15 protein-coding genes are annotated in these 18,449 nt (G+C 64.4%); 11 read left to right on the plus strand and 4 right to left on the minus strand.

From position 1 onward, the window contains the following. Positions 1-91: 91 nt before the first annotated feature. The gene (locus GUY37_RS04455; RefSeq protein WP_228278355.1) at positions 92-1,261 is read right to left on the minus strand and encodes a phosphatase PAP2 family protein; all 1,170 of its coding nucleotides are present in this window, start codon (positions 1,259-1,261) and stop codon (positions 92-94) included. A 122-nt stretch (positions 1,262-1,383) separates the two neighbouring features. Here GUY37_RS04455 and GUY37_RS04460 point away from each other — a divergent pair, with 122 nt between their 5' ends. Then, complete coding sequence (locus tag GUY37_RS04460) at positions 1,384-2,469, plus strand: AI-2E family transporter (protein WP_166822715.1); 1,086 nt, start codon at positions 1,384-1,386, stop codon at positions 2,467-2,469. Beyond that, the gene (locus tag GUY37_RS04465) at positions 2,466-3,434 is read left to right on the plus strand and encodes a YihY/virulence factor BrkB family protein (RefSeq protein WP_166822718.1); all 969 of its coding nucleotides are present in this window, start codon (positions 2,466-2,468) and stop codon (positions 3,432-3,434) included. The genes GUY37_RS04460 and GUY37_RS04465 overlap by 4 nt, the downstream gene beginning before the upstream one ends. A gap of 11 nt (positions 3,435-3,445) precedes the next feature. Here GUY37_RS04465 and GUY37_RS04470 read toward each other — a convergent pair whose 3' ends face one another. Then, complete coding sequence (locus GUY37_RS04470) at positions 3,446-4,231, minus strand: GntR family transcriptional regulator (RefSeq protein ID WP_228278356.1); 786 nt, start codon at positions 4,229-4,231, stop codon at positions 3,446-3,448. Positions 4,232-4,319: 88 nt separating this feature from the next. Here GUY37_RS04470 and GUY37_RS04475 point away from each other — a divergent pair, with 88 nt between their 5' ends. The 5 genes from GUY37_RS04475 to GUY37_RS04495 are packed head-to-tail and all read left to right on the plus strand — an operon-like array spanning position 4,320 to position 8,646. Beyond that, positions 4,320-5,297 (plus strand): ribokinase, encoded by a 978-nt coding sequence (locus GUY37_RS04475; RefSeq protein ID WP_228278357.1) that lies wholly within the window; start codon positions 4,320-4,322, stop codon positions 5,295-5,297. Between the two features lie 37 nt (positions 5,298-5,334). Next, positions 5,335-6,036: a deoxyribose-phosphate aldolase gene (deoC, locus tag GUY37_RS04480; RefSeq protein ID WP_166822721.1), complete on the plus strand. Its 702-nt coding sequence runs from the start codon at positions 5,335-5,337 to the stop codon at positions 6,034-6,036. A gap of 48 nt (positions 6,037-6,084) precedes the next feature. Beyond that, positions 6,085-7,053, plus strand: a complete 969-nt coding sequence (locus tag GUY37_RS04485) for a nucleoside hydrolase (protein ID WP_166822724.1) — start codon at positions 6,085-6,087, stop codon at positions 7,051-7,053. After that, a complete protein-coding gene (locus GUY37_RS04490; RefSeq protein ID WP_166822727.1) occupies positions 7,050-8,444 on the plus strand; it encodes an MFS transporter in 1,395 nt (464 codons plus the stop codon). The genes GUY37_RS04485 and GUY37_RS04490 overlap by 4 nt, the downstream gene beginning before the upstream one ends. Positions 8,445-8,499: 55 nt before the next feature. Beyond that, on the plus strand, positions 8,500-8,646 hold the full coding sequence (locus tag GUY37_RS04495; RefSeq protein WP_166822730.1) for a hypothetical protein: 147 nt from the start codon (positions 8,500-8,502) through the stop codon (positions 8,644-8,646). 166 nt (positions 8,647-8,812) lie between these two features. Here the strand turns inward: GUY37_RS04495 and GUY37_RS04500 are convergent, their stop codons facing one another. Both GUY37_RS04500 and GUY37_RS04505 read right to left on the minus strand, forming a co-directional pair. Further along, positions 8,813-9,868, minus strand: a complete 1,056-nt coding sequence (locus tag GUY37_RS04500) for an alpha/beta hydrolase fold domain-containing protein (RefSeq protein ID WP_228278358.1) — start codon at positions 9,866-9,868, stop codon at positions 8,813-8,815. 64 nt (positions 9,869-9,932) lie between these two features. After that, on the minus strand, positions 9,933-11,240 hold the full coding sequence (locus GUY37_RS04505) for an MFS transporter (RefSeq protein ID WP_208094760.1): 1,308 nt from the start codon (positions 11,238-11,240) through the stop codon (positions 9,933-9,935). Between the two features lie 171 nt (positions 11,241-11,411). On the opposite strand from GUY37_RS04505, the gene GUY37_RS04510 reads away from it, so the two are divergent. The 4 genes from GUY37_RS04510 (at position 11,412) to GUY37_RS04525 (ending at position 18,423) form a co-directional block, all read left to right on the plus strand. Beyond that, the gene (locus tag GUY37_RS04510; RefSeq protein WP_228278359.1) at positions 11,412-12,101 is read left to right on the plus strand and encodes a peptidyl-tRNA hydrolase; all 690 of its coding nucleotides are present in this window, start codon (positions 11,412-11,414) and stop codon (positions 12,099-12,101) included. 221 nt (positions 12,102-12,322) lie between these two features. Beyond that, complete coding sequence (locus tag GUY37_RS04515) at positions 12,323-14,125, plus strand: thiamine pyrophosphate-requiring protein (RefSeq protein ID WP_166822733.1); 1,803 nt, start codon at positions 12,323-12,325, stop codon at positions 14,123-14,125. Next, complete coding sequence (locus tag GUY37_RS04520) at positions 14,118-15,242, plus strand: enolase C-terminal domain-like protein (RefSeq protein ID WP_166822736.1); 1,125 nt, start codon at positions 14,118-14,120, stop codon at positions 15,240-15,242. The genes GUY37_RS04515 and GUY37_RS04520 overlap by 8 nt, the downstream gene beginning before the upstream one ends. Positions 15,243-15,252: 10 nt before the next feature. Further along, on the plus strand, positions 15,253-18,423 hold the full coding sequence (locus tag GUY37_RS04525; protein ID WP_166822739.1) for an FAD-binding and (Fe-S)-binding domain-containing protein: 3,171 nt from the start codon (positions 15,253-15,255) through the stop codon (positions 18,421-18,423). The last annotated feature ends 26 nt before the right edge of the window (positions 18,424-18,449 follow it).

Raw genomic sequence — 18,449 nt, forward strand, 5'->3', positions numbered from 1 at the left:
CAGCTGCAGTGACGAGGCGTCCTGACGACGCAGGGAACCCGAGAACGGGTTCGCAAGTGATTCCAGTATACATCGGAGATGCCCCTCGGTTCTAAGCCGGTCGTTCGAGGTGAACGGCGGCCGGCTCTTGTGAGGGGCGAGCGTCGGGGTCGGTCACGGGGGCGGGGCCCGTCAGAGGGCCGGGAGCGGAGACGGTGGGGTCGGCAGATCCCAGGTCGGGGTCGGCGGCCCCGAGGTCGGGGTCGACGACGAGTCCCGCCGGGCGCTGCCGTGCCCGGTACTGCCCCGTGGCCCATGCCCCCAGCGCCACCGAGGCCCAGCCGATGCCGAGGCCCGCGATGTCGTCGAGGATATAGTGCCACCCGAAGTAAAGGGTGGCCAGAATGGTGATGGCGAAGAAGATCCAGGCGATCGTCCGGACGGCCGGCCTCTGATTCGTCCGCGTCATGAACAGAGCAGCGGCGAAGGTCACAGAGACGTGGAGCGATGCGAACGCGGCCACACCCTGAATGGAGTCGCTGCCCAGGGGATTGCTGAGATAGTCGAGACGGGTCGTCATCAGAGAGTCCTGGAGTTGACTGACTCCGGTGTCGGGCAGTGCCTGGTACGCCTCGGGGTTGCTGAACGCCGGTCCGACCGACGGCAGGAGGTAGTAGCTGACGGTGCCGAGAACCCAGTTGAGAGACAGAGTCGTCGCATACCAGGCGCCGACGGCGTGGTTGCGGCTGAGGACGAGGAACGCACCGAGACTGATCGGGATGAGCGGAAGATAGGCGAGGTAGGCGATCGAGAGCACATTCGCCATGATGTGGGTGCCGAGCAGATCGTGGAGCACCACCGCTGGGTTGTGGCCCCCGGCGAACCAGGAGTCGAGGCGGAGCAGCTGCCGATCATAGAGAGTGCCTTCACGATAGACCGGCAGCACACTCTTGAGATTGCGGTAGGCGACATAGCAGACGTAGAAGCTGAGCAGCCCGGTGCCGATGCACAACAGACGGTGCGTGTTCCACTCCTTCTTGACGATGTCGATGACAGAGGCGGGCAGGTTCCGCCACCCGCTGCGTCTCACCGCCTCCACGATCAGCCCGACGCCGATGAACCCCAAAGCCAGCAGAGGCAGACGGATGTATGAGGGTCCGAGGAAACCGTCGGGGTCCCGCAGCGGGAGATCGAGATAGAGGGACGAGACCACGGCGGCCGCTCCGACGAGCAGGGAGAGCGCCATGGCAAACGTGTAGGGCCAACGTCGCATTCTGGTCATCAGTTCACCGTACTGATCCAGCTTTAGTGCTTCTTCGGATTTCCCTCGGAGCCGGCTGACCGCAATCGGGCCAGAACAGAACGGTCCACCCACTGTGCGCCTCGCGGCATTAGTGTTGGGCCATGACAGAAGGCCCATTGAACCCGACTCCGAATCGCGATGACCCGATTCCCGAGGGACTCAAACTCGGTGCCCGCTTCACCGGATATCTGCTGGTGATCATCGCGGGGATCACAGTTGCGATCTTCGTCGCTCTGCAGGTCGCCCAGATAGTCATCCCGTTTCTGGCCGGACTCGTCCTCTCTGCTCTCCTGGTCCCCATGTCGATGTTCCTGCAACGGCATCGGTGGCCCAAATGGCTGGCGGTGGTCACCGTCTGGGTGGTCGTCCTCGGCCTGCTGGCCGGACTCGTTCTTCTCATCACCTTCCAAATCAGAAGTGAGATACCTGAGATCCAAAAGCAGGTGGCGACGACCCTGGACGCGGCGAAGCAGTTCTTGGCCATGCAGCCGTTCGGAATCACCGAAGCCAAACTCAATGGTCTCGTCGACTCCTCGGGGAAGTGGCTGCAGGACAACGCAGAAGGTCTCGGCTCCGGGGCCGCCGAAGTGGGCACGACGGCGGCTCATATCGTCGAAGGCGTCCTCATCATCCTGTTCGTCACCCTTTTCGCGCTCATCGACGGACGGGGCATCTGGACCTGGGTCGTCAACATCTGGCCGAAGAAGGCGCATGCGCGGATCTCCGCGGCCGGCGAGGCCGGGTGGAAGACGCTGACGGACTTCATTCGGATCCAGCTCGTCGTCGCGGCGAGTGATGCAGTCGGGATCGGAGTGGGCGCACTGATCCTCGGGGTCCCATTGGCGGTGCCGATCGCGATAGTGGTCTTCCTCGGGGCCTTCGTGCCGTTCGTCGGGGCGATCGTGGGCGGCGCGGTCGCGGTGGGCTTGGCGCTGCTCTTCAACGGCTGGGTGCACGGCCTGATCATGCTCGGGATCGTCATCGTCGTTCAGCAGCTCGAAAGCCACGTCCTGCAGCCGTGGCTGACAGGACCCACAGTGAAGATCCATCCCCTGGCGGTGATCCTCGGGGTGACAGCGGGAGCAGCGGTCGCGGGCGTCGCCGGGGCTTTCTTCTCCGTGCCGGTGATCGCGACTCTCAACTCGATGATCCACGCGGCCAAGGACTACAGAGTGGGAATGCAATGAGACGGGCCTCGCCACGGCTGAATCGAGTGCGGATCGTCAAGGGCGCTCTTCGACGTCTGCTCGAAGATGAGTGTCTCGACAGAGCGGCCGGCCTGGGCTTCTACGCTCTGCTCTCTGCGGCACCGGCCATCCTCGCCATGGTCTCGCTGCTCGGCGTGGTCGGGGAGGCCGAATCGACCACGAAGGCGGTGCTCTCCCTGGTCCACGGGGTCTCGGCCGAGGCGGCCGCGGCGATCCGCCCGTTCATCGTCGAACTCACCGAGTCGTCCGCGGCCGGAGCCACCCTCATCGGCAGCCTGCTGCTGGCGATCTGGTCGTCGTCGAAATACGTCGGAGCGTTCGGTCGTGCCCTGAACGCCGTCTACCGGGTCGAGGAGACCCGCCCCTATTGGAAATTCAAGCCGTTCATGCTCCTGATGACCGTGGTCACGCTTCTCGTCCTGGCCGCTCTGGGGCTGCTGCTCGTGCTGTCCGGGCCCATCGCCGAAACGTTCGGCGAGCTCATCGAAATGGGCGCGACTGCCCTGCTGATCTGGAACGTGGTCAGATGGCCGGTCTTCGTCTTCTTCGTCATGCTGCTCATCGCTCTGCTCTACTATGTGACCCCGAACGTCAGGCAGCCGAAGTTCCGGTGGGTCAGCCTCGGTGCGTTCGTCGCTCTGCTCGTGCTGCTTGCCGTGTCGGCCTGCTTCGTTCTCTATATCAACAACTTCAGCAGCTACAACGTCACCTATGGCTCGATCGGGGGAGTGATCGTCGGCCTCGCCTGGGTATGGATGGTCAACCTCTCGCTGCTCCTCGGCGCCGAGTTCGACGCCGAGATCGAACGCGAGCGTCAGCGCGGGCCCGAATCTCAGAAGACGTGCCCTCAGGCTGACGGGCGAGAGCTGCGCACGACAGGGGAGCCAGGATACGGAGCCAGAGCAGTCGAGGACTGCGGCGGGCACTGTCGGTGTGGTTTCTGACAGCCAGGTCATCACCTGCCTCGACGAGACAGCAGCGACGTCACGCGCATGCGAGCAGAGTTGATCCACACATCCGAATATTCAATTGCTCGCCCGTCATTGAGGTAGCTCACCTGCTGAAGGTATTGCACTGGCGCATGAGCAGAGAGATTCAACGCTGCGGCAACCTCGTCATCTGCTGCTTGAGCGGTGAACGTCCGACGTGCCGTAGTCACTTCTCTGCCGAAGTCGTTTTCGAGGGTCCCGAAGAGACTCGCGGAGCTGAAATCCGTCGATTCGATTCCGGGGGCGAGGTCAGCCCGGACGTAGTTGACGAGATAGGCGACTGGACCGTCTTCGGTGGAACGGACTCGTCGGAGGACGACGACAGTCTCCTTCGGTGAAATGTCGAGTAGGCCGGCAACGTTGGCTGGAGCGTCTTCCAGGGCGCAATGCAGAACATTGACTTCGGAAGCGATCCCGCGTGAGGCGAAGTCTTCGGAAAGAGTTGTGAGGTCCTGAGCGAGTGCTGGTTCGGCCTCAGCAGCTGTAACAAACGTTCCTCTGCCTCTCACCTGCACCAGTCGCCCCTCGGTGATGAGGGAGCTGAGCGCTTTCCGCAGCGTCCCCCGTGAGACTCCGAATTCGACGGCGAGGGCCGGCTCTGGCTTCAGTCGGTAGTGCACAGGCCAAGTTCCGTTGCTCATCCGCGCCCGAAGTACTTCAGCGATCTGGATATGCAGTGGCATCGGCGCCGAGCGGTCTACGGTGAGGTCCGTGTCTGAAGTCGCCACTGCCATTCCCTCCTCCGTTTTCATTCCACTGTCCATCCTATTGACAATGCAAGATGCGAGCATTGACATCGTAGCCTGCACCACGTATGTTCACTATTGTATATAGACATATATGAACAAAGAGGTGAGGATGCGAGTCGCAGTTGTCGGTAGCTACGGCGTCGGGGAGACGATGCGAACGAAGCGATTTCCGGGCCCCGGGGAGACGGTGACGGACGGTATTCTCAGCGTCGGGCATGGAGGCAAAGGCTCCAACCAGGCTGTGGCGACACGTCGACTGGGGGCCGAGGTCTCCCTGCTCACGGCTGTAGGTCAGGACGCAGCGGCCGCAGCCGCGTTCGATCTGTGGAGGCGAGAAGGAATCGACTCCTCGCAGGTGCTCGAGATCGAAGAAGCCAACACGATGACCGGAATGATCATCGTCGACGATGAAGCTGAGAACAGAATCGTCATCGCCCCAGGTGCCCTCGACCACCTCACTGCCGCCGACGTCAGGTCGAGAAGCGAGCTCATCGAGTCAGCAGACGCTCTCATCGTCTGTCTGGAAATTCCGATCGATGCGGCTTCTGAGGCGGTTCGGATCGGACATGCGGCAGGAGTCCTCACCGTGTTCAATCCTGCACCCGCTCGTCCGGTTCCACACGAGATCTTCGACTTCATAGATGCCATGACGCCTAACCTCTCTGAAGCGAGGGCGATCCTCGGCAAAGACGGATCCGAACCGGGCGGCGACCCGACGTCGTCTGCGGTCTCCGAGCTGGCGCTCGCTCTCCACGTGAGGACCGGCGTCGACGTCGTTCTCACCAATGGCGCGGACGGAAGCATCGTCGCGGATTCTCAAGGAGCACGCGTCGTGGCACCACATCCGCCCGTCGAGCTCGTTGACACCACCGGTGCTGGCGACTCGTTCACCGGAGCACTGACGGTTGCCCTCGTGGAGGGCAGCGATCTGGAGACGGCAGCTGAACGGGCCGCCGAGGTCGGAGCCTTCGTCGTCGGTCGACACGAAGTGGTTCCCTCGCTGCCTCACCGCAGCGAGCTGTCAGACCTGCTGTGGCCGACCATGAGCCGCTCGAGCTCTCACAGCTGACCCTTTTTCCAACACGACACAAGAAAGTAGAACCACTATGTCAAAGACAGACTTCGCATCGCTGAGCTCACGCGAGCTCGCCCCTTACATCCAGCACACCAAGATCTCCGTCGGCATCACCAGGGACGAGATCATCGCCCACGCGCAGGAGACCGTCGAATACGGCTTCGGTGCGGCGATGGTCCCGGGGCCCTGGGTGAAGACGGTGGCGGACACGCTCAAGGGCACAGAGGTGCCTGTCGCTACAGCTCTCGACTTCCCGACCGTGGGTGTGACGTCGAGCGCAGGCAAGGCCGCCGAAGCGGCCGAACTGGTTCGCCTCGGTGCTGACCAAATCGACATCGGAGTCCAGATCGGCTGGCTCAAGAGCGGCGACTTCGATGCCTTTCGCGATGACATCGCCGGAGTGGTCAAAGCTGCGGGCGTGCCGATCAAGGTCATGCTCGAACTGCCGTTGCTGACCGAGGATGAGAAGACAGCCGCTGTCGAGCTCAGCCTCGAAGCAGGAGTCTCCTACCTGAAGAACGCCAGCTCGGGAGCGATCGAGACGGCTTCGCCTGGCAACATCCGCTACCTCGCCGAGCGCAGCCCCGTAGGCGTGCTCGTCAAGGCGTCGGGCGGCATCAAGAGCCGGGCCCAGGTCATCGAGCTTCTCCAGGCCGGAGCGGCCTGTGCGGGAACGAGCGCCGGCATCGAAATCATCACCGACACCGCCTCCTCTGAGACCGCCAGCTACTGAGAACAACTGACGCCGACATCTCGTCGACGACGCCGAGAAGGGACTGCTATGACACGACGCATCATCATCGACACGGACACCGCCCAGGACGACTGCGTCGCCCTGTTGGTGGGGCTGCTCGATCGGGAATCCTCGCTCGAGGCGATCACCATGGTGGCAGGAAATGTGGGGTTCAGCCGCCAAGTGCACAATGCCCACACGACGCTCAGCGTCGCCGGCCGGCTCGGCGAGGTGCCCGTCCATCTGGGATGTGAACGGCCCCTGACACGCGAATGGGTGTCGGCCGAGAACGTCCACGGTGACGGTGCGGGCGGAATGAGGATGGATCTCACCGGGTGTGCGACCGAGGCTGAGCACGGCGTGGACGCCTTGGTGCGGATCGTCAGCGAGAACCCTGGCCAGATCGACATCGTGGCCATCGGGCCGCTGACGAACATTGCTATGGCCGTGGTCAAGGACCCGACGTTCGCCGCCAATGTGCGGTCAATGACAATCATGGGCGGATCGAACAACGGTCGCGGCAATATCACCGCAGCGGCCGAGTTCAACTTCTACGTCGACCCCGAGGCAGCCGACACCGTATTCTCCTCCGGGCTGAACATCATCGTCGTGCCTTGGGCGCCGCTGACTCTCGACGGCGCGGTCTTCAAGGCTGACAAGCTCAAGCAGATCGCCGCGATCGGAACCCCGCTGGCACGCTTCTTCACGAAAGTCTGCGCAGCCACTCTCGAATTTGATGAGGCGGTCGGGATTCCGGGTACCACTCACCCGGACTCGCTGTCGGCAGCCGTGCTGCTGCATCCGGAGCTCATCACGGCCGCGGCCGATTACAATGTCCAGATCGAAACCGGTTCCGAGCTGACTCGCGGCTACTCGGCGATGTCTTGGGGAGTCCATGACCTCCCAGCCAACGCTCGCGTCATCGAAGCAGTCGACGGGCAGGCCTTCTTCGACCTCATCTGCGTCCTGCTTGCAACCATTACCGTTCCCAGCCGCGAGATCGAGGGCCTGCGGTGAAGGTGGGGGCGGTCGAGGACCGCAGAGAGGTCAAACCCGTCCTGGTGCTGACCGCGCTTGTCGTCGCCGTCGCCAGTTTTCAGCTCAATGCCACGATGCTGGCCCCGGCTATCGGAACAATGGCCGTCGAACTCAACACCGATATCGCCACCATCGGGATGTCGTCGACAGTGTTTTCCTTCGTCACCGCCATCGCCGGTCTGTTCTGGCCACCTCTGAGCGATATCATCGGCAGGAAACGGGCTCTACTCCTGTCCACAAGCATCCTCACCTTAGGTAGCCTCATGGCGGCGCTTGCCGTGAATGTGCCCATGCTCATGGTCGGTCGGGCGATGCAAGGAGCCTGTGGGGCGACGTTCGCTCTGTCGTTCCTCGTGTTGCGACGGGTCGTCGACCCCAAGCGCTTCGGACGCTATGTCGGGATCATCACTGCCATCAATGCCGGCGTCGGAGGAATCGATACCCTGCTGGGCGGCATCATCGCCGACGCGGTCGGGTTCCGAGGCATCTTTGGTCTTACACTTCTCCTTGAAATCGTCGCCGTCATCATGATCGCTCTTTGGACTCCTGAGATCCGTGAGCTCGCCGCAGCCCGCGTGGACTGGTGGGGGATCGGCACCCTCACCCTGGCTCTTGTCGCCATCAACTTCGGCCTGACCACGGCGTTCCTGCCCGGCGGATGGACGGATTGGAGGACGTGGGGGAGTTTCGTCGTCGCCGGGGGTGCCCTCGTCGCGTTCCGCCTCGGCGAAGGGAGGATTGCAAATCCTCTGCTGCCGATCGAGGCGCTGTCAGATCGCGGGGTCTGGGGGTTGTTGCTGACAACGTTCTTCACTCTGGCATCGAGCTTCTCTGTCCTCGTCTTCATCATTCCAGCTCTGACCCAGGACCCCGAGGGTGGCTTCGGACTGAGCTCAACCTGGTCAGCGCTCCTCTTCTTAATGCCTTACTCGCTGTTGGGGTGGGCCACAGCTCCCGTTTTCGGCACTCTGGCGCCGCGCATCGGATACCGGCTCGTGCTGCGCATCGGCCTGCTCGGCAGCCTCGTGCTCACGGGACTGATGGTTGTGGGTGTGACCAATGCGGTCATGCTGGCCTGCGTCGTGTTCTTCATGGGTGCGACGTACTCGGCTGCGGCCTCATGCGCACTTAACGGGCTGGGCATCATCTACGCACCCGCTTCCCACCCCGGTATCCTGCCGGGAATGAACTCCGCTGCGTTCAACTTCGGCGCTGCCGTGGGTATCGGCATCATGTCGGCCGTTATCTCGGGAGATGCTGGAACTGATGGCTATCGCAACGCACTCACCATCGCGACAGTGTTCACCGCTCTGGCCTTCGTTTTCTCGCTCATACTTCCTGCCCGTCAGATCCACGGTGAGAAGGTTTGATCAACGATCAGAATCGCGGCACGCGGGGAAGCGCTCCTTCTGCCGTGTCGAAGCAATGAGTGAAAGCATAGTGCCGTACGAAAGGATGGTCTCGATTTCTGATGATGAGGAGAAGAACAAGCAGTCACCGGTCCGAGTGCCCGAGGCCACAAGGGAAGACCTCGCCGAGAAGCCCGGAACCGATTCTGTCGGTCAGGAATAGCAGGACGAGCTGGTCGATGAGTGGGAAGACGAGTCCTTTCCTCGCAGCGATCCGCCGGCGCACTACTGACAACCACATGCATAACAGAGCCCTGTACCTAAGAATCAGGTACCGGGCTCTGTTCTGTGTCGGTGGCCTCTGAGTCGTGTTGTGTCCGGCGGCCGCTTCAGAGACGTGCGGCGGCGAAAGCGGCGCTGCGGGTGAGGACGTCTCCGGCATCGTCGAGCATCCGACCGAAGTGGAGGAAGGAGTGGAGCACCCCGGGGTACAGGTGGTAGTCGACCGGTGTGCCGGCCTCCTCGAGCCGCACGTTCAGGGCCTCGCTGTCATCGCGCAGGGGATCGAGTCCGGCCGCGGCGATGAAGACCGGGGGAAGCCCTGCCAGATCGGCCTCGAGATGATCGACATAGGGCGAGGAGGCATCGGCCGGTGAGCTGAAGTGCTCCGTGGTGATCGAGTCGAGAGCCTCACGGCTCATTCCGTCCCAGCCGCCGCCGTAGAGGCGCCTGCTCGCGGAATCGACGAGGCCGTGTCCGCCGTAGAAGAGCAGCAGAGCATCGAGGGCGGAGAAGGTCCGTGAATCGAGGCCGATGCTCTCCGGCTCGTCGCGCAGCAGCAGAGCTGAACCCAGCGTCAGCATCGCCCCGGCGGAGTCGCCGGCGACGGCCAAGCGCGTTCCGTCGATACCGAGCTCCCTGCCGTGGTGCACGATGTGATCGATTACGCCGGCAACCTCGTGCAGGGCCTGGGGGAACTTCGATTCAGGCGAGAGTGAATAGTCGACGCCGATGACTGCGGCTCCGCTCTCGGCGGCGATGACCCGCATGATCCGATCATGGGTGTCGAGGTCGCCGACGGTGAACCCACCTCCGTGGAGGAAGACGATACCCGGTAGGACCGCCTCGGCGGTGGGGTGATGAATGCGGATGGGCACCTGAGCACCGGCCGTGTCGATGACCGCGTCGACGGTGTCGGTCATCGTCGGTCCGCCTTCGTTCCAGAAGGAGCGCTCGGCCCGGTATTCGGCGCGCATCGCCGCCAACCCCGCGGTCTCGGCATCCATATCGACACCGATTGCGCGCTGTCCTGCCTGGGCGCATTCCTCGGCTCTGGCAGCCTGCTTATCGAGCACGGCCCGCATCTGACTAGTCATCGCGGTGACGATGAACCGGGGGATCTCGGTGCTCTCGGCTGCCGGAGCAGCGGCTTCGTCGATGGTCATGTTCTCCTCCGATGGTCGGTCTGGTGGAAAGTCCCCATAGGGCAGGCTACGGCCGACGCGGCGTTCATGATTCGGCGGGGGCATCGGCTTCTTCGACGGCGGCCTGCCCGCCGGTGCGCCTGACCCACATGATCAGGCCGTAACTGAGCACGGCGGCAAGCAGGGAGCAGACGATGAGAACGGTGAAGATGATCGGGTAGGCCCCGGTCCCGCGATCATCGATGATGGCGCCGAACCAGACGCTGGAGAACGTATCGGGCAGGAAGCCGATGACCGAGAGCAGTCCCGATGCCGCACCGAACATGTCGAGACCGACCCGGCCCTCGCTCAGCTGGGAGGAGGCGATGCCGTAGCAGCCGTTGGCGAGGAATCCGAGGGCTACGACGATGACTGCGGCGACGATGACCAGCACCGGGCCGGAGGGGATGGAGATTAGGGCGGCCAGAGCGACGGCGATGACGATGGAGGCGATGATGATCACCCGCGACGGGGAGCGGACCTTCGTGGCCAGGGCGCCGAAGACTGGGCCGGCCAGCAGAGTGATGCCATAGGTGCGGATCACGCTGACGGTGGAGACCACTGCGGCCGGAGCGGCGAAGACGGCCGATAGGTAGGGTGTCGTATAGGCCACGCCCGTGTAGACGAAGTAGACGAAGAACATCGTTCCCGCGGCCAGCCAGACGACGGGAGAGCCGAAGACGCGGGTGAGGTCGGCGAGTTTGAAGCCCTCACCGGGATGCTCGATCTCGCCGGCGAAGCGCGGAGTGAGCAGGTGAGAGGCGATGGCGAGCAGGAAGATGAGCCCGCCGAGCATCATGAGGATGGTGCGCACGCCGAGGTCGGCTCGGTCGGCGAAGGCGGAGAGGATGCCGACCTCGACGAAGCCGAGGACGAGCCCGACGGTACCGTAGATACCGTAGCTCAGCCCGATGTTGCGGGCATAGCCGTCGGCGTCTGAGATCAGCCGGACGAGCTTGAAGCGCACACCCCACCAGATGAGGATCGTCGACAGCCCCATGCCCACGAATACGGCGAGCAGCGTGCCGAAGCTGGGCAAGGCAGCGTAGACGAAGGTGAGCAGTGCGGTGATGAAGTAGCCGGTCGTGGCCAGGGTTCTCACACGGACGCGGTCGGCGATGAATCCCGAAGGCAGATAACAGATCGTCGCGGTGATTGCGTAGGCGCTGACGAGCCAGCCGATCTGCGCGTTGTTGATGTCGAGGGCGTCGAGCAGCGGATCGTAGAAGACGTTCTTGAGGTAGGGCGGGGCGAACAGAACAGAACTGCCCATGCTGACGAGGATGAGCAGAGTGATGCGTCTGCCTCTGGACAGGTCAGCGGCGCTGACTTCGCGGATGCTCGTTTTCGACACGGCTCTGGTTCCCTTGGACGGTGTGACAGTTCGGCCTCACCCTAACTGAATCATCATTCAGGAAGCCAGGTCGTCCGCCGTCTGGAGCGTCGAGGAATAACTCACCGGTTGCGACGTTGTGACAACGGGCGTGCAATTGCGTCCTTGACAGGTTCGAACAGGAGCGAGCATTTGACCGAGCACATGCGCCGACACGAAACCGACCACGAAGTCCCATGGTCACTGCCGATCGTCGTGCGCCGGTCGAAGACCGCCATCGCCCGCCACATCGACGTTCTCGAAGCCACCGCCCGAGCCGTCGTGACCTTCCTCGACGACCCGCGTGCCCAGGAGGGCGGTGAGTGGCACGACGCCGTCGAGTACTGGCGTGACGGTGCCATCCGCAAGGTCGTGCGCCGCGGTGACGGGAAGAAGCTCGACGATGCCCGTGCCCTCGGCTGTGTGGGTGTGACCCACGGCGGCACGGATGATTTCGCCCCCGCCGAGGCGTTCGTGTTCGAACCCGGACCCGTCGAACCCCTGCCGCACGAGCTGAAGAAGCTGCAGGTGGGCGGCACCGAGTTCCCCGATGAGGGCGAATCGTCGGTCCCCGCCGCCCAGGCGGTCGTGACGATCGAACTCTCACCCGAGCTGACGCTGACGACGGGGAAGGCCGCCGCCCAATGCGGACACGCCGCGCAGCTGGCGTTCGAACAGATGCCCGACGAGGTGCGGAACCGCTGGCGAGAGTCCGGATTCAGTCTGCGCGTGCAGACTGCGGCGAAGGACGCATGGGCGGCGAACGAGCAGCAGGTCCCCGTCATCGACGCCGGGTTCACCGAAGTCGACGGACCCACGGAGACCGTGCGCGCCTCATGGTGAGGCTGCACCGGTCGAGAAGATGATGTCGCGACGTGCCTTCGTCGCCGCTGACTCCCACGCGTCCTGACGCCGCGGCGATGGTTGGTGAGGCCTGGAAATCGGCGCGACAAGGTCTTGACAGGTGCAGTGGCGAGGACAAGCCTGGAGGGCCAGGCCGGGCCACCTGACATCAGGTGGGCTGCGGCACATCCGACACGTGAGACTTTCTGAGGAGAACCCACATGGCGACGTCCGTGAGCGACTTCATCATCGATCGACTCATCGCCTGGGATCTGCACCACTGGTACGGATACCCCGGCGACGGCATCGGCGGCTTCGACGGAGCCATGGGACGAGCGCAGGACGAAGGCAAGGACTTCACCTATGTGCGCCCCACCCATGAGGAGGAAGCCTCGTTCATGGCCACCGCCCACGCGAAGTTCACCGGGAACGTGGGCGTGTGCGTCTCGACTTCGGGCCCCGGAGCCATCCACCTCATGAACGGCCTCTACGACGCCAAAGGCGACAACGCGCCCGTCGTCGCCATCGTCGGCCAACAGGCGCGGGTGTCGCTGAACTCCGAATTCCAACAGGAGATCAACCTCGAACGACTCTTCGCCGACGCGGCCGTGTTCGTGCAGACCGTGACCACCCCGATGCACGCCCAGCTCGTCGTCGACAAAGCCGTGCGCATGGCCAAGGCCTACCGCGGCCCGGCCGTCGTCGTCCTCCCCGCCGACGTGCAGACCATGGACATGGAAGACCCCGCGGTCGAACATTTCGTCTCCCGCACGGGCATCGGCTACGCCGAGGACCGCCTGCGACCCGATGACGACGCGCTCGCCCGCGCTGCCGAAGTCCTCAACAGCGGGCAGAAGGTCGCCATGCTCGTCGGGCAGGGCGCGATCGGTGCGACCGATGAGGTCATCAGCGTCGCCGAGCGCCTCGGCGCCGGTGTCATCACCACCCTCCTGGGCAAACAGGTGGTGCCGGGGGACGTCGAGTACCACACCCAGCAGCTGGGACTGCTGGGATCGCGGCCGAGCTACGACATGATGCAGAAATGCGACACCCTGCTCATGGTCGGCACGAACTACCCCTATGGCGAGTTCATGCCGCCGACCGGACAGGCCCGGGCCGTGCAGATCGACCTCTCACCACGCCATCTGGGCATCCGCTATCCCACCGAAGTCAACCTGTGGGGAGATGCGAAGACCACTCTGGCGGCCCTCCAGCCGCACCTGACCCAGCATGAGACCGAGTGGCAGGAGAAGATCGCCGGGGAGAACCGGGACTGGACGAAGGAGAACACGCGAGTCGCGCAGACCGAAGCCGATCCGATCAACCCGCGCCGCGTCTTCGTCTCCCTCAACGAACGTCTGCCCGAGAACGCGATCATCACCTGCGACGCCGGGAGCACCGCCGACTGGTACGGCTTCCACATCGAACTGGGACCGAACCAGATGGGCAACCTCTCGGGTCGGATGGCCTCGATGCTCGCCGCGATGCCCTATGCGCTGGCCGGCAAGTTCGCGCATCCCGACCGCCCGGTGGTGTGCACCATCGGCGACGGAGCCTTTCAGATGATGGGCATGAACGGGCTGCTCACCGTCAAACGCCACTGGCGGGAATGGTCGAACTCCACCTTCGTCGTCCTCGTCATCAACAACGGCGACCTCAACCAGGTGTCCTGGGAGATGCGGGAGGTCGGTGACCCGAGGTGGGACACGGCGCAGCTGGTCGAGTCGATGGACTACGCGGGCTACGCGGAGCTGCTCGGACTCCGAGGCATCGCCGTCGACGACCCGGAGGACATCGACGCGGCCTTCGACCAAGCATTCGCCGCCGACCGGCCGGTCGTCCTCGACGTCCGGTGCGACCGCAACACGCCGCCGCTGCCGGCCCACATCGCCTTCGCACAGGCCAAAGGCCTCGCGGAATCGCTGCTGGGCGGGGACCCTGAGCTCGGGCAGGTGGTCAAACAGAGCTCTCGCGCCACCGCCGCACGGCTGTTCGCGCGCATGGGTCTGACTTCGGATGACTGATGACGGCTCCGCCGGGCCGGCGAACGAAGTCCCGCCGATCATCGGAATCGACACCGCCGCCTACCGCATCCCGCTCGAGACGCCGGAGTCCGATGGGACTCTGAGCTGGTCGGCGACGACACTGGTGGTCGTGAGCGTCCGCGGCGGAGACGAAACGGGCGTGGGCTACACCTACGCGCCGCCGGCCGCCGCTCACATCATCGACGACACTCTCAGCCAGGTCGTGACCGGGATGAATGCGCTGGCCCCCGGTGCCGCCTGGTCCGCGATGGCTCACGCCCTGCGCAACCAGGGGCTGCGCGGGCCGGCGGCAGCGGCCGTCTCAGCCGTCGACGTCGCCCTCTGGGACCTCAAGGCCCGACTGCTCGACGTCTCCCTGTCGACTCTGCTCCAGGGCTTCCACGACAGTGTTCCCGCCTACGGCAGCGGCGGCTTCACGAACTTCGACGACCGAGAACTCGGTGCACAGCTCAGCGCGTGGGCGGAATCGGGTCTGCCCGCCGTGAAGATCAAGGTGGGCAGCGATCCTGAGGACGATCAGCGGCGAGTCGCGTTCGCCCGCCGGGTCATCGGCGACGGCCTCGGGCTCTTCGTCGACGGCAACGGGGCGTTCGCCCGCAAGCAGGCGCTGGCGTTGGCCGAGGACTTCGCCGACAACGGGGTGAGCTGGTTCGAGGAGCCCGTGAGCTCCGATGACCTCGACGGCCTGCGGCTGCTGCGCGATCGAGCACCGGCGGGCATGGAGATCGCGGCGGGGGAGTACGGCTGGGATCTCACCCATTTCCGGGATCTTCTGCGGGCAGAAGCGGTGGACTGCCTCCAAGCCGATATCACCCGCTGCGGAGGGCCCACCGTCCTGCTTCGGGTCGGTGCTCTGTGCGATGCCGAGAACATCGACCTCTCCAGCCATTGTGCTCCGCAACTCAGCGCCCATGCCCTGACGGGAGTGTGGCATCGTCGCCACCTTGAGTACTTCGCCGATCACGTCCGCATCGAAAGACTCGCCTTCGACGGGGTTCTGACCCCCGTCGACGGCGCCCTGCATCCTGACCGAACCCGTCCGGGCCACGGTCTCCTCCTGCGCGAAGAGGCGCTGGAGCCCTATCGAATCTGCTGAGGAGCCGATGATGTCCCACACTGTCGCAAGCCGAACCGCGTCGACAGACAGGCTGCCGATCCGATTCGACGGGATTCCGACCGTGTCCCGCACCGCCACCGCCCGCGATCTGTCGACGCCGGTGAGACGGCTGGCCGCAGAACTCGAAGCGACCACGCAGGCAGAGGTGCGCTTCGACGAGGGCAGCCGCACAGCGTATTCGACGGATGGGTCGAACTACCGGCACGTGCCGATCGGAGTCGTCGTCCCGCGCACCCTCGACGACGTCATCGCCACCGTCGCCCTGTGCCATCGTTTCGAGCTGCCGATCACGAGCCGCGGCGGCGGAACCAGCCTGGCCGGGCAGACGACGAATGAAGCCGTCATCATCGACTTCTCGAAATACCTCAATGCCGTGGAATCGATCGACCCGGAGGAGAAGACCGCCTGGGTCGAACCCGGCTGCAATCTCGATCATCTGCGTCAGGACGCCGCCGAGTACGGGCTGACCTACGGGCCCGATCCGTCGACGCACAGCCGCAACGCCCTCGGCGGAATGATCGGCAACAACTCGTGCGGCACGCACTCCATCATGTCCGAGTTCTACGGGCACGGACCTCTCACCGCCGATCAGGTCCTCGAACTCGATGTGCTCACCTATCGCGGGGAGCGCTTCACCGTCGGTGCCCTGTGCGCCGAAGAGCTGGATGCGGCGATCGCCGAAGGCGGTGAGAAGGGGCGCATCCTCGAGGAACTGAGAACTCTGCGCGATGAGCACATCGCCAAGCTGCGCACCGGCTTCCCGCAGATTCCCCGCCGAGTCTCGGGATTCAACCTCAACCGACTGCTGCCCGAGCACGGGTTCGACGTCGCCAAGGCCCTCGTCGGCTCCGAAGGCACCTGCGTGACGATCCTGCGTGCCAAGGTCCGCCTCACCGACGCCATGGCCCAACGCGTCCTCGTCGCAGTCGGCTTCGAAGACGCCGCGAGCGCCGGCGACGCGGTGCCGATGGTGCGCGAGCACCGTCCGGTCGCCTGCGAGGGCATCGACGACAAGCTCATCGAGTACATGCGGCGGAAGGGGCTGCATCCCGATGACATCGACATCCTGCCCGAAGGCGGCGGTTTCCTCCTCGTCGAATTCGGCGCGAATGACCGCGACGATGCGCACAGGCAGGCGGAGGAGTTCGTCGCCGCCTGCAAGGACGACGACCGGATGCTGGCCACGAAGATCGTCGAAGAGGACTGGGAGGCACAGAAGCTGTGGCAGGTCCGCGAAGCCGGACTGGGAGCGACTTCCCATGTGCCCGGTCTGCCGGAGACCCACCCGGGCTGGGAGGATGCCGCTGTCCCGGTCGACCGGGTCGGCGACTATCTGCGCGACTTCAAGGACCTCCTCGGCGAATTCGACTACGAGGCCTCGCTGTACGGCCACTTCGGGCAGGGCTGCATCCACTGCCGCATCACCTTCGTCCTCGATACGGCCGAGGGGGTGCGGCAGTGGCGGAAGTTCCTCGAGCGGGCCGCCCACCTGGTCACAGGCTACGGCGGGTCACTGTCCGGCGAGCACGGAGACGGGCAGGCACGGGCGGAGCTTCTCGACATCATGTACAGCTCCGAACTCGTCGACGCCTTCTCCGAGTTCAAACACATCTGGGACCCGGACTGGAAGCTCAACCCGGGCAAGGCGGTGCGACCGTACTCGGCCACGGAGAACCTCAGGAAAGGTCCCGACGCTCGCCTGACTCCGGTGAGTACGCACTTCGCGTTCCCCGATGATGACGGCGACTTCGGAAAGGCCGTCTCCCGCTGCGTCGGCGTCGGCGAATGCCGCAATACCGACACCGGCTACATGTGCCCGAGCTACATGGCCACCCGCGAAGAGGAGGACTCGACTCGCGGGAGGGCGCGGATGCTGTTCGAGATGCTGCGCGGGTCGAACCTCAACCTCTGGCGTGACAAGCACGTGCATGAGGCTCTCGACCTGTGCCTGTCATGCAAATCGTGCAAATCCGAGTGCCCCGTCAACGTCGACATGGCCACCTACAAGGCCGAATTCCTCTCCCACCACTATCAGGGTCGACTCCGGCCCCGCAGCGAATACTCGATCACGCTCATCTACTGGTGGGCGCGGATCGCGAGCAGACTGCCCGGGCTGGTCAACGCGGTGACGCAGACACCGCTCCTGTCCGCACTCGTGAAGTTCGGCGGCGGCATCGCCCAGCAGCGCGGGGTGCCGAAGTTCAGGAGGCCGTTCTCATCGCAGTTCCGCGACTCCCACCGGCCCCGGTCTGGCACACCGGTCGATCCTGACAGCCGTGCGAGCCGACGTTCCGAGCGGAGGCATGACGGCTCGCAGAATCTGCACCATTCGAAATCGCAGGTCGCTGACGAGAACTACTCGACATCGCAGATGCAGAAGCAGGGCCGAGCCGGTTCCAACCACCCGCATGGCGATCAGGCTCCCCTCGAGGTCGACAGGGTGATCCTGTGGCCCGATACGTTCAACAACTACCTCGAATCGCAGAACCTCGAGGCCACGGCGGCCGTGCTCGAGGACGCCGGCTATGAGGTGACTGTGCCCCCGCGGCCGCTGTGCTGCGGGCGTCCCCTCTACGACGCAGGAATGCTCAGACTCGCGAAGAAGCTCTGGCTGCAGATGCTCGAGACGCTGCGCGAGGACATCCGCGCCGGCATCCCCGTCATCGGGGTCGAACCGAGCTGCGTGGCGGCCTTCCGGGACGAACTGCCGGGTCTGCTCGCCGATGACGACGACGCCGAGCGGCTGTCCCAGCAGACGTATCTGCTCTCGGAATTCCTCGAGCGGCAGAACTACCAGCCGCCGGTCATCGACGAGTTCGACGGGACGACGGCGCTGGTCCAGATGCACTGCCATCACATGGCGGTGCTCGGCACCGATGCCGATCGGGCCCTGCTCAAGCGTCTCGGCTTCGAACTCGACGTCCTGAGCGGCGGCTGCTGCGGCCTGGCCGGATCCTTCGGGTTCAAAGCCGGGAAGAAATACGACATCTCCGTCCGTGCCGCCGAGCGTGTGATCATGCCCCGGATTCGCGAGGCCCAGGCCGATACCGTGATCGTCGCCGACGGCTTCAGCTGCACTCAGCAGATCCAGCATCTGTCGGATCGGACGCCGAGAAACATCGTCGAGCTGCTCCATCACGCGGTGCAGCAGGCCTCGTGAACCACGACCGCGGACACCGGTGATCC

It is taken from the genome of Brevibacterium limosum, from assembly GCF_011617705.1.
Classification (GTDB): Bacteria; Actinomycetota; Actinomycetes; order Actinomycetales; family Brevibacteriaceae; genus Brevibacterium; species Brevibacterium limosum.

Bases quoted from the DNA above. Each gene is read 5' to 3' on its own strand.
- GUY37_RS04455 (WP_228278355.1), bottom strand. From the start codon at position 1,261: ATGACCAGAATGCGACGTTGGCCCTACACGTTTGCCATGGCGCTCTCC.
- GUY37_RS04460 (WP_166822715.1), top strand. From the start codon at position 1,384: ATGACAGAAGGCCCATTGAACCCGACTCCGAATCGCGATGACCCGATT.
- GUY37_RS04465 (WP_166822718.1), top strand. From the start codon at position 2,466: ATGAGACGGGCCTCGCCACGGCTGAATCGAGTGCGGATCGTCAAGGGC.
- GUY37_RS04470 (WP_228278356.1), bottom strand. From the start codon at position 4,231: ATGAAAACGGAGGAGGGAATGGCAGTGGCGACTTCAGACACGGACCTC.
- GUY37_RS04475 (WP_228278357.1), top strand. From the start codon at position 4,320: ATGAACAAAGAGGTGAGGATGCGAGTCGCAGTTGTCGGTAGCTACGGC.
- deoC (WP_166822721.1), top strand. From the start codon at position 5,335: ATGTCAAAGACAGACTTCGCATCGCTGAGCTCACGCGAGCTCGCCCCT.
- GUY37_RS04485 (WP_166822724.1), top strand. From the start codon at position 6,085: ATGACACGACGCATCATCATCGACACGGACACCGCCCAGGACGACTGC.
- GUY37_RS04495 (WP_166822730.1), top strand. From the start codon at position 8,500: ATGAGTGAAAGCATAGTGCCGTACGAAAGGATGGTCTCGATTTCTGAT.
- GUY37_RS04500 (WP_228278358.1), bottom strand. From the start codon at position 9,868: ATGACCATCGACGAAGCCGCTGCTCCGGCAGCCGAGAGCACCGAGATC.
- GUY37_RS04515 (WP_166822733.1), top strand. From the start codon at position 12,323: ATGGCGACGTCCGTGAGCGACTTCATCATCGATCGACTCATCGCCTGG.
- GUY37_RS04520 (WP_166822736.1), top strand. From the start codon at position 14,118: ATGACTGATGACGGCTCCGCCGGGCCGGCGAACGAAGTCCCGCCGATC.
- GUY37_RS04525 (WP_166822739.1), top strand. From the start codon at position 15,253: ATGTCCCACACTGTCGCAAGCCGAACCGCGTCGACAGACAGGCTGCCG.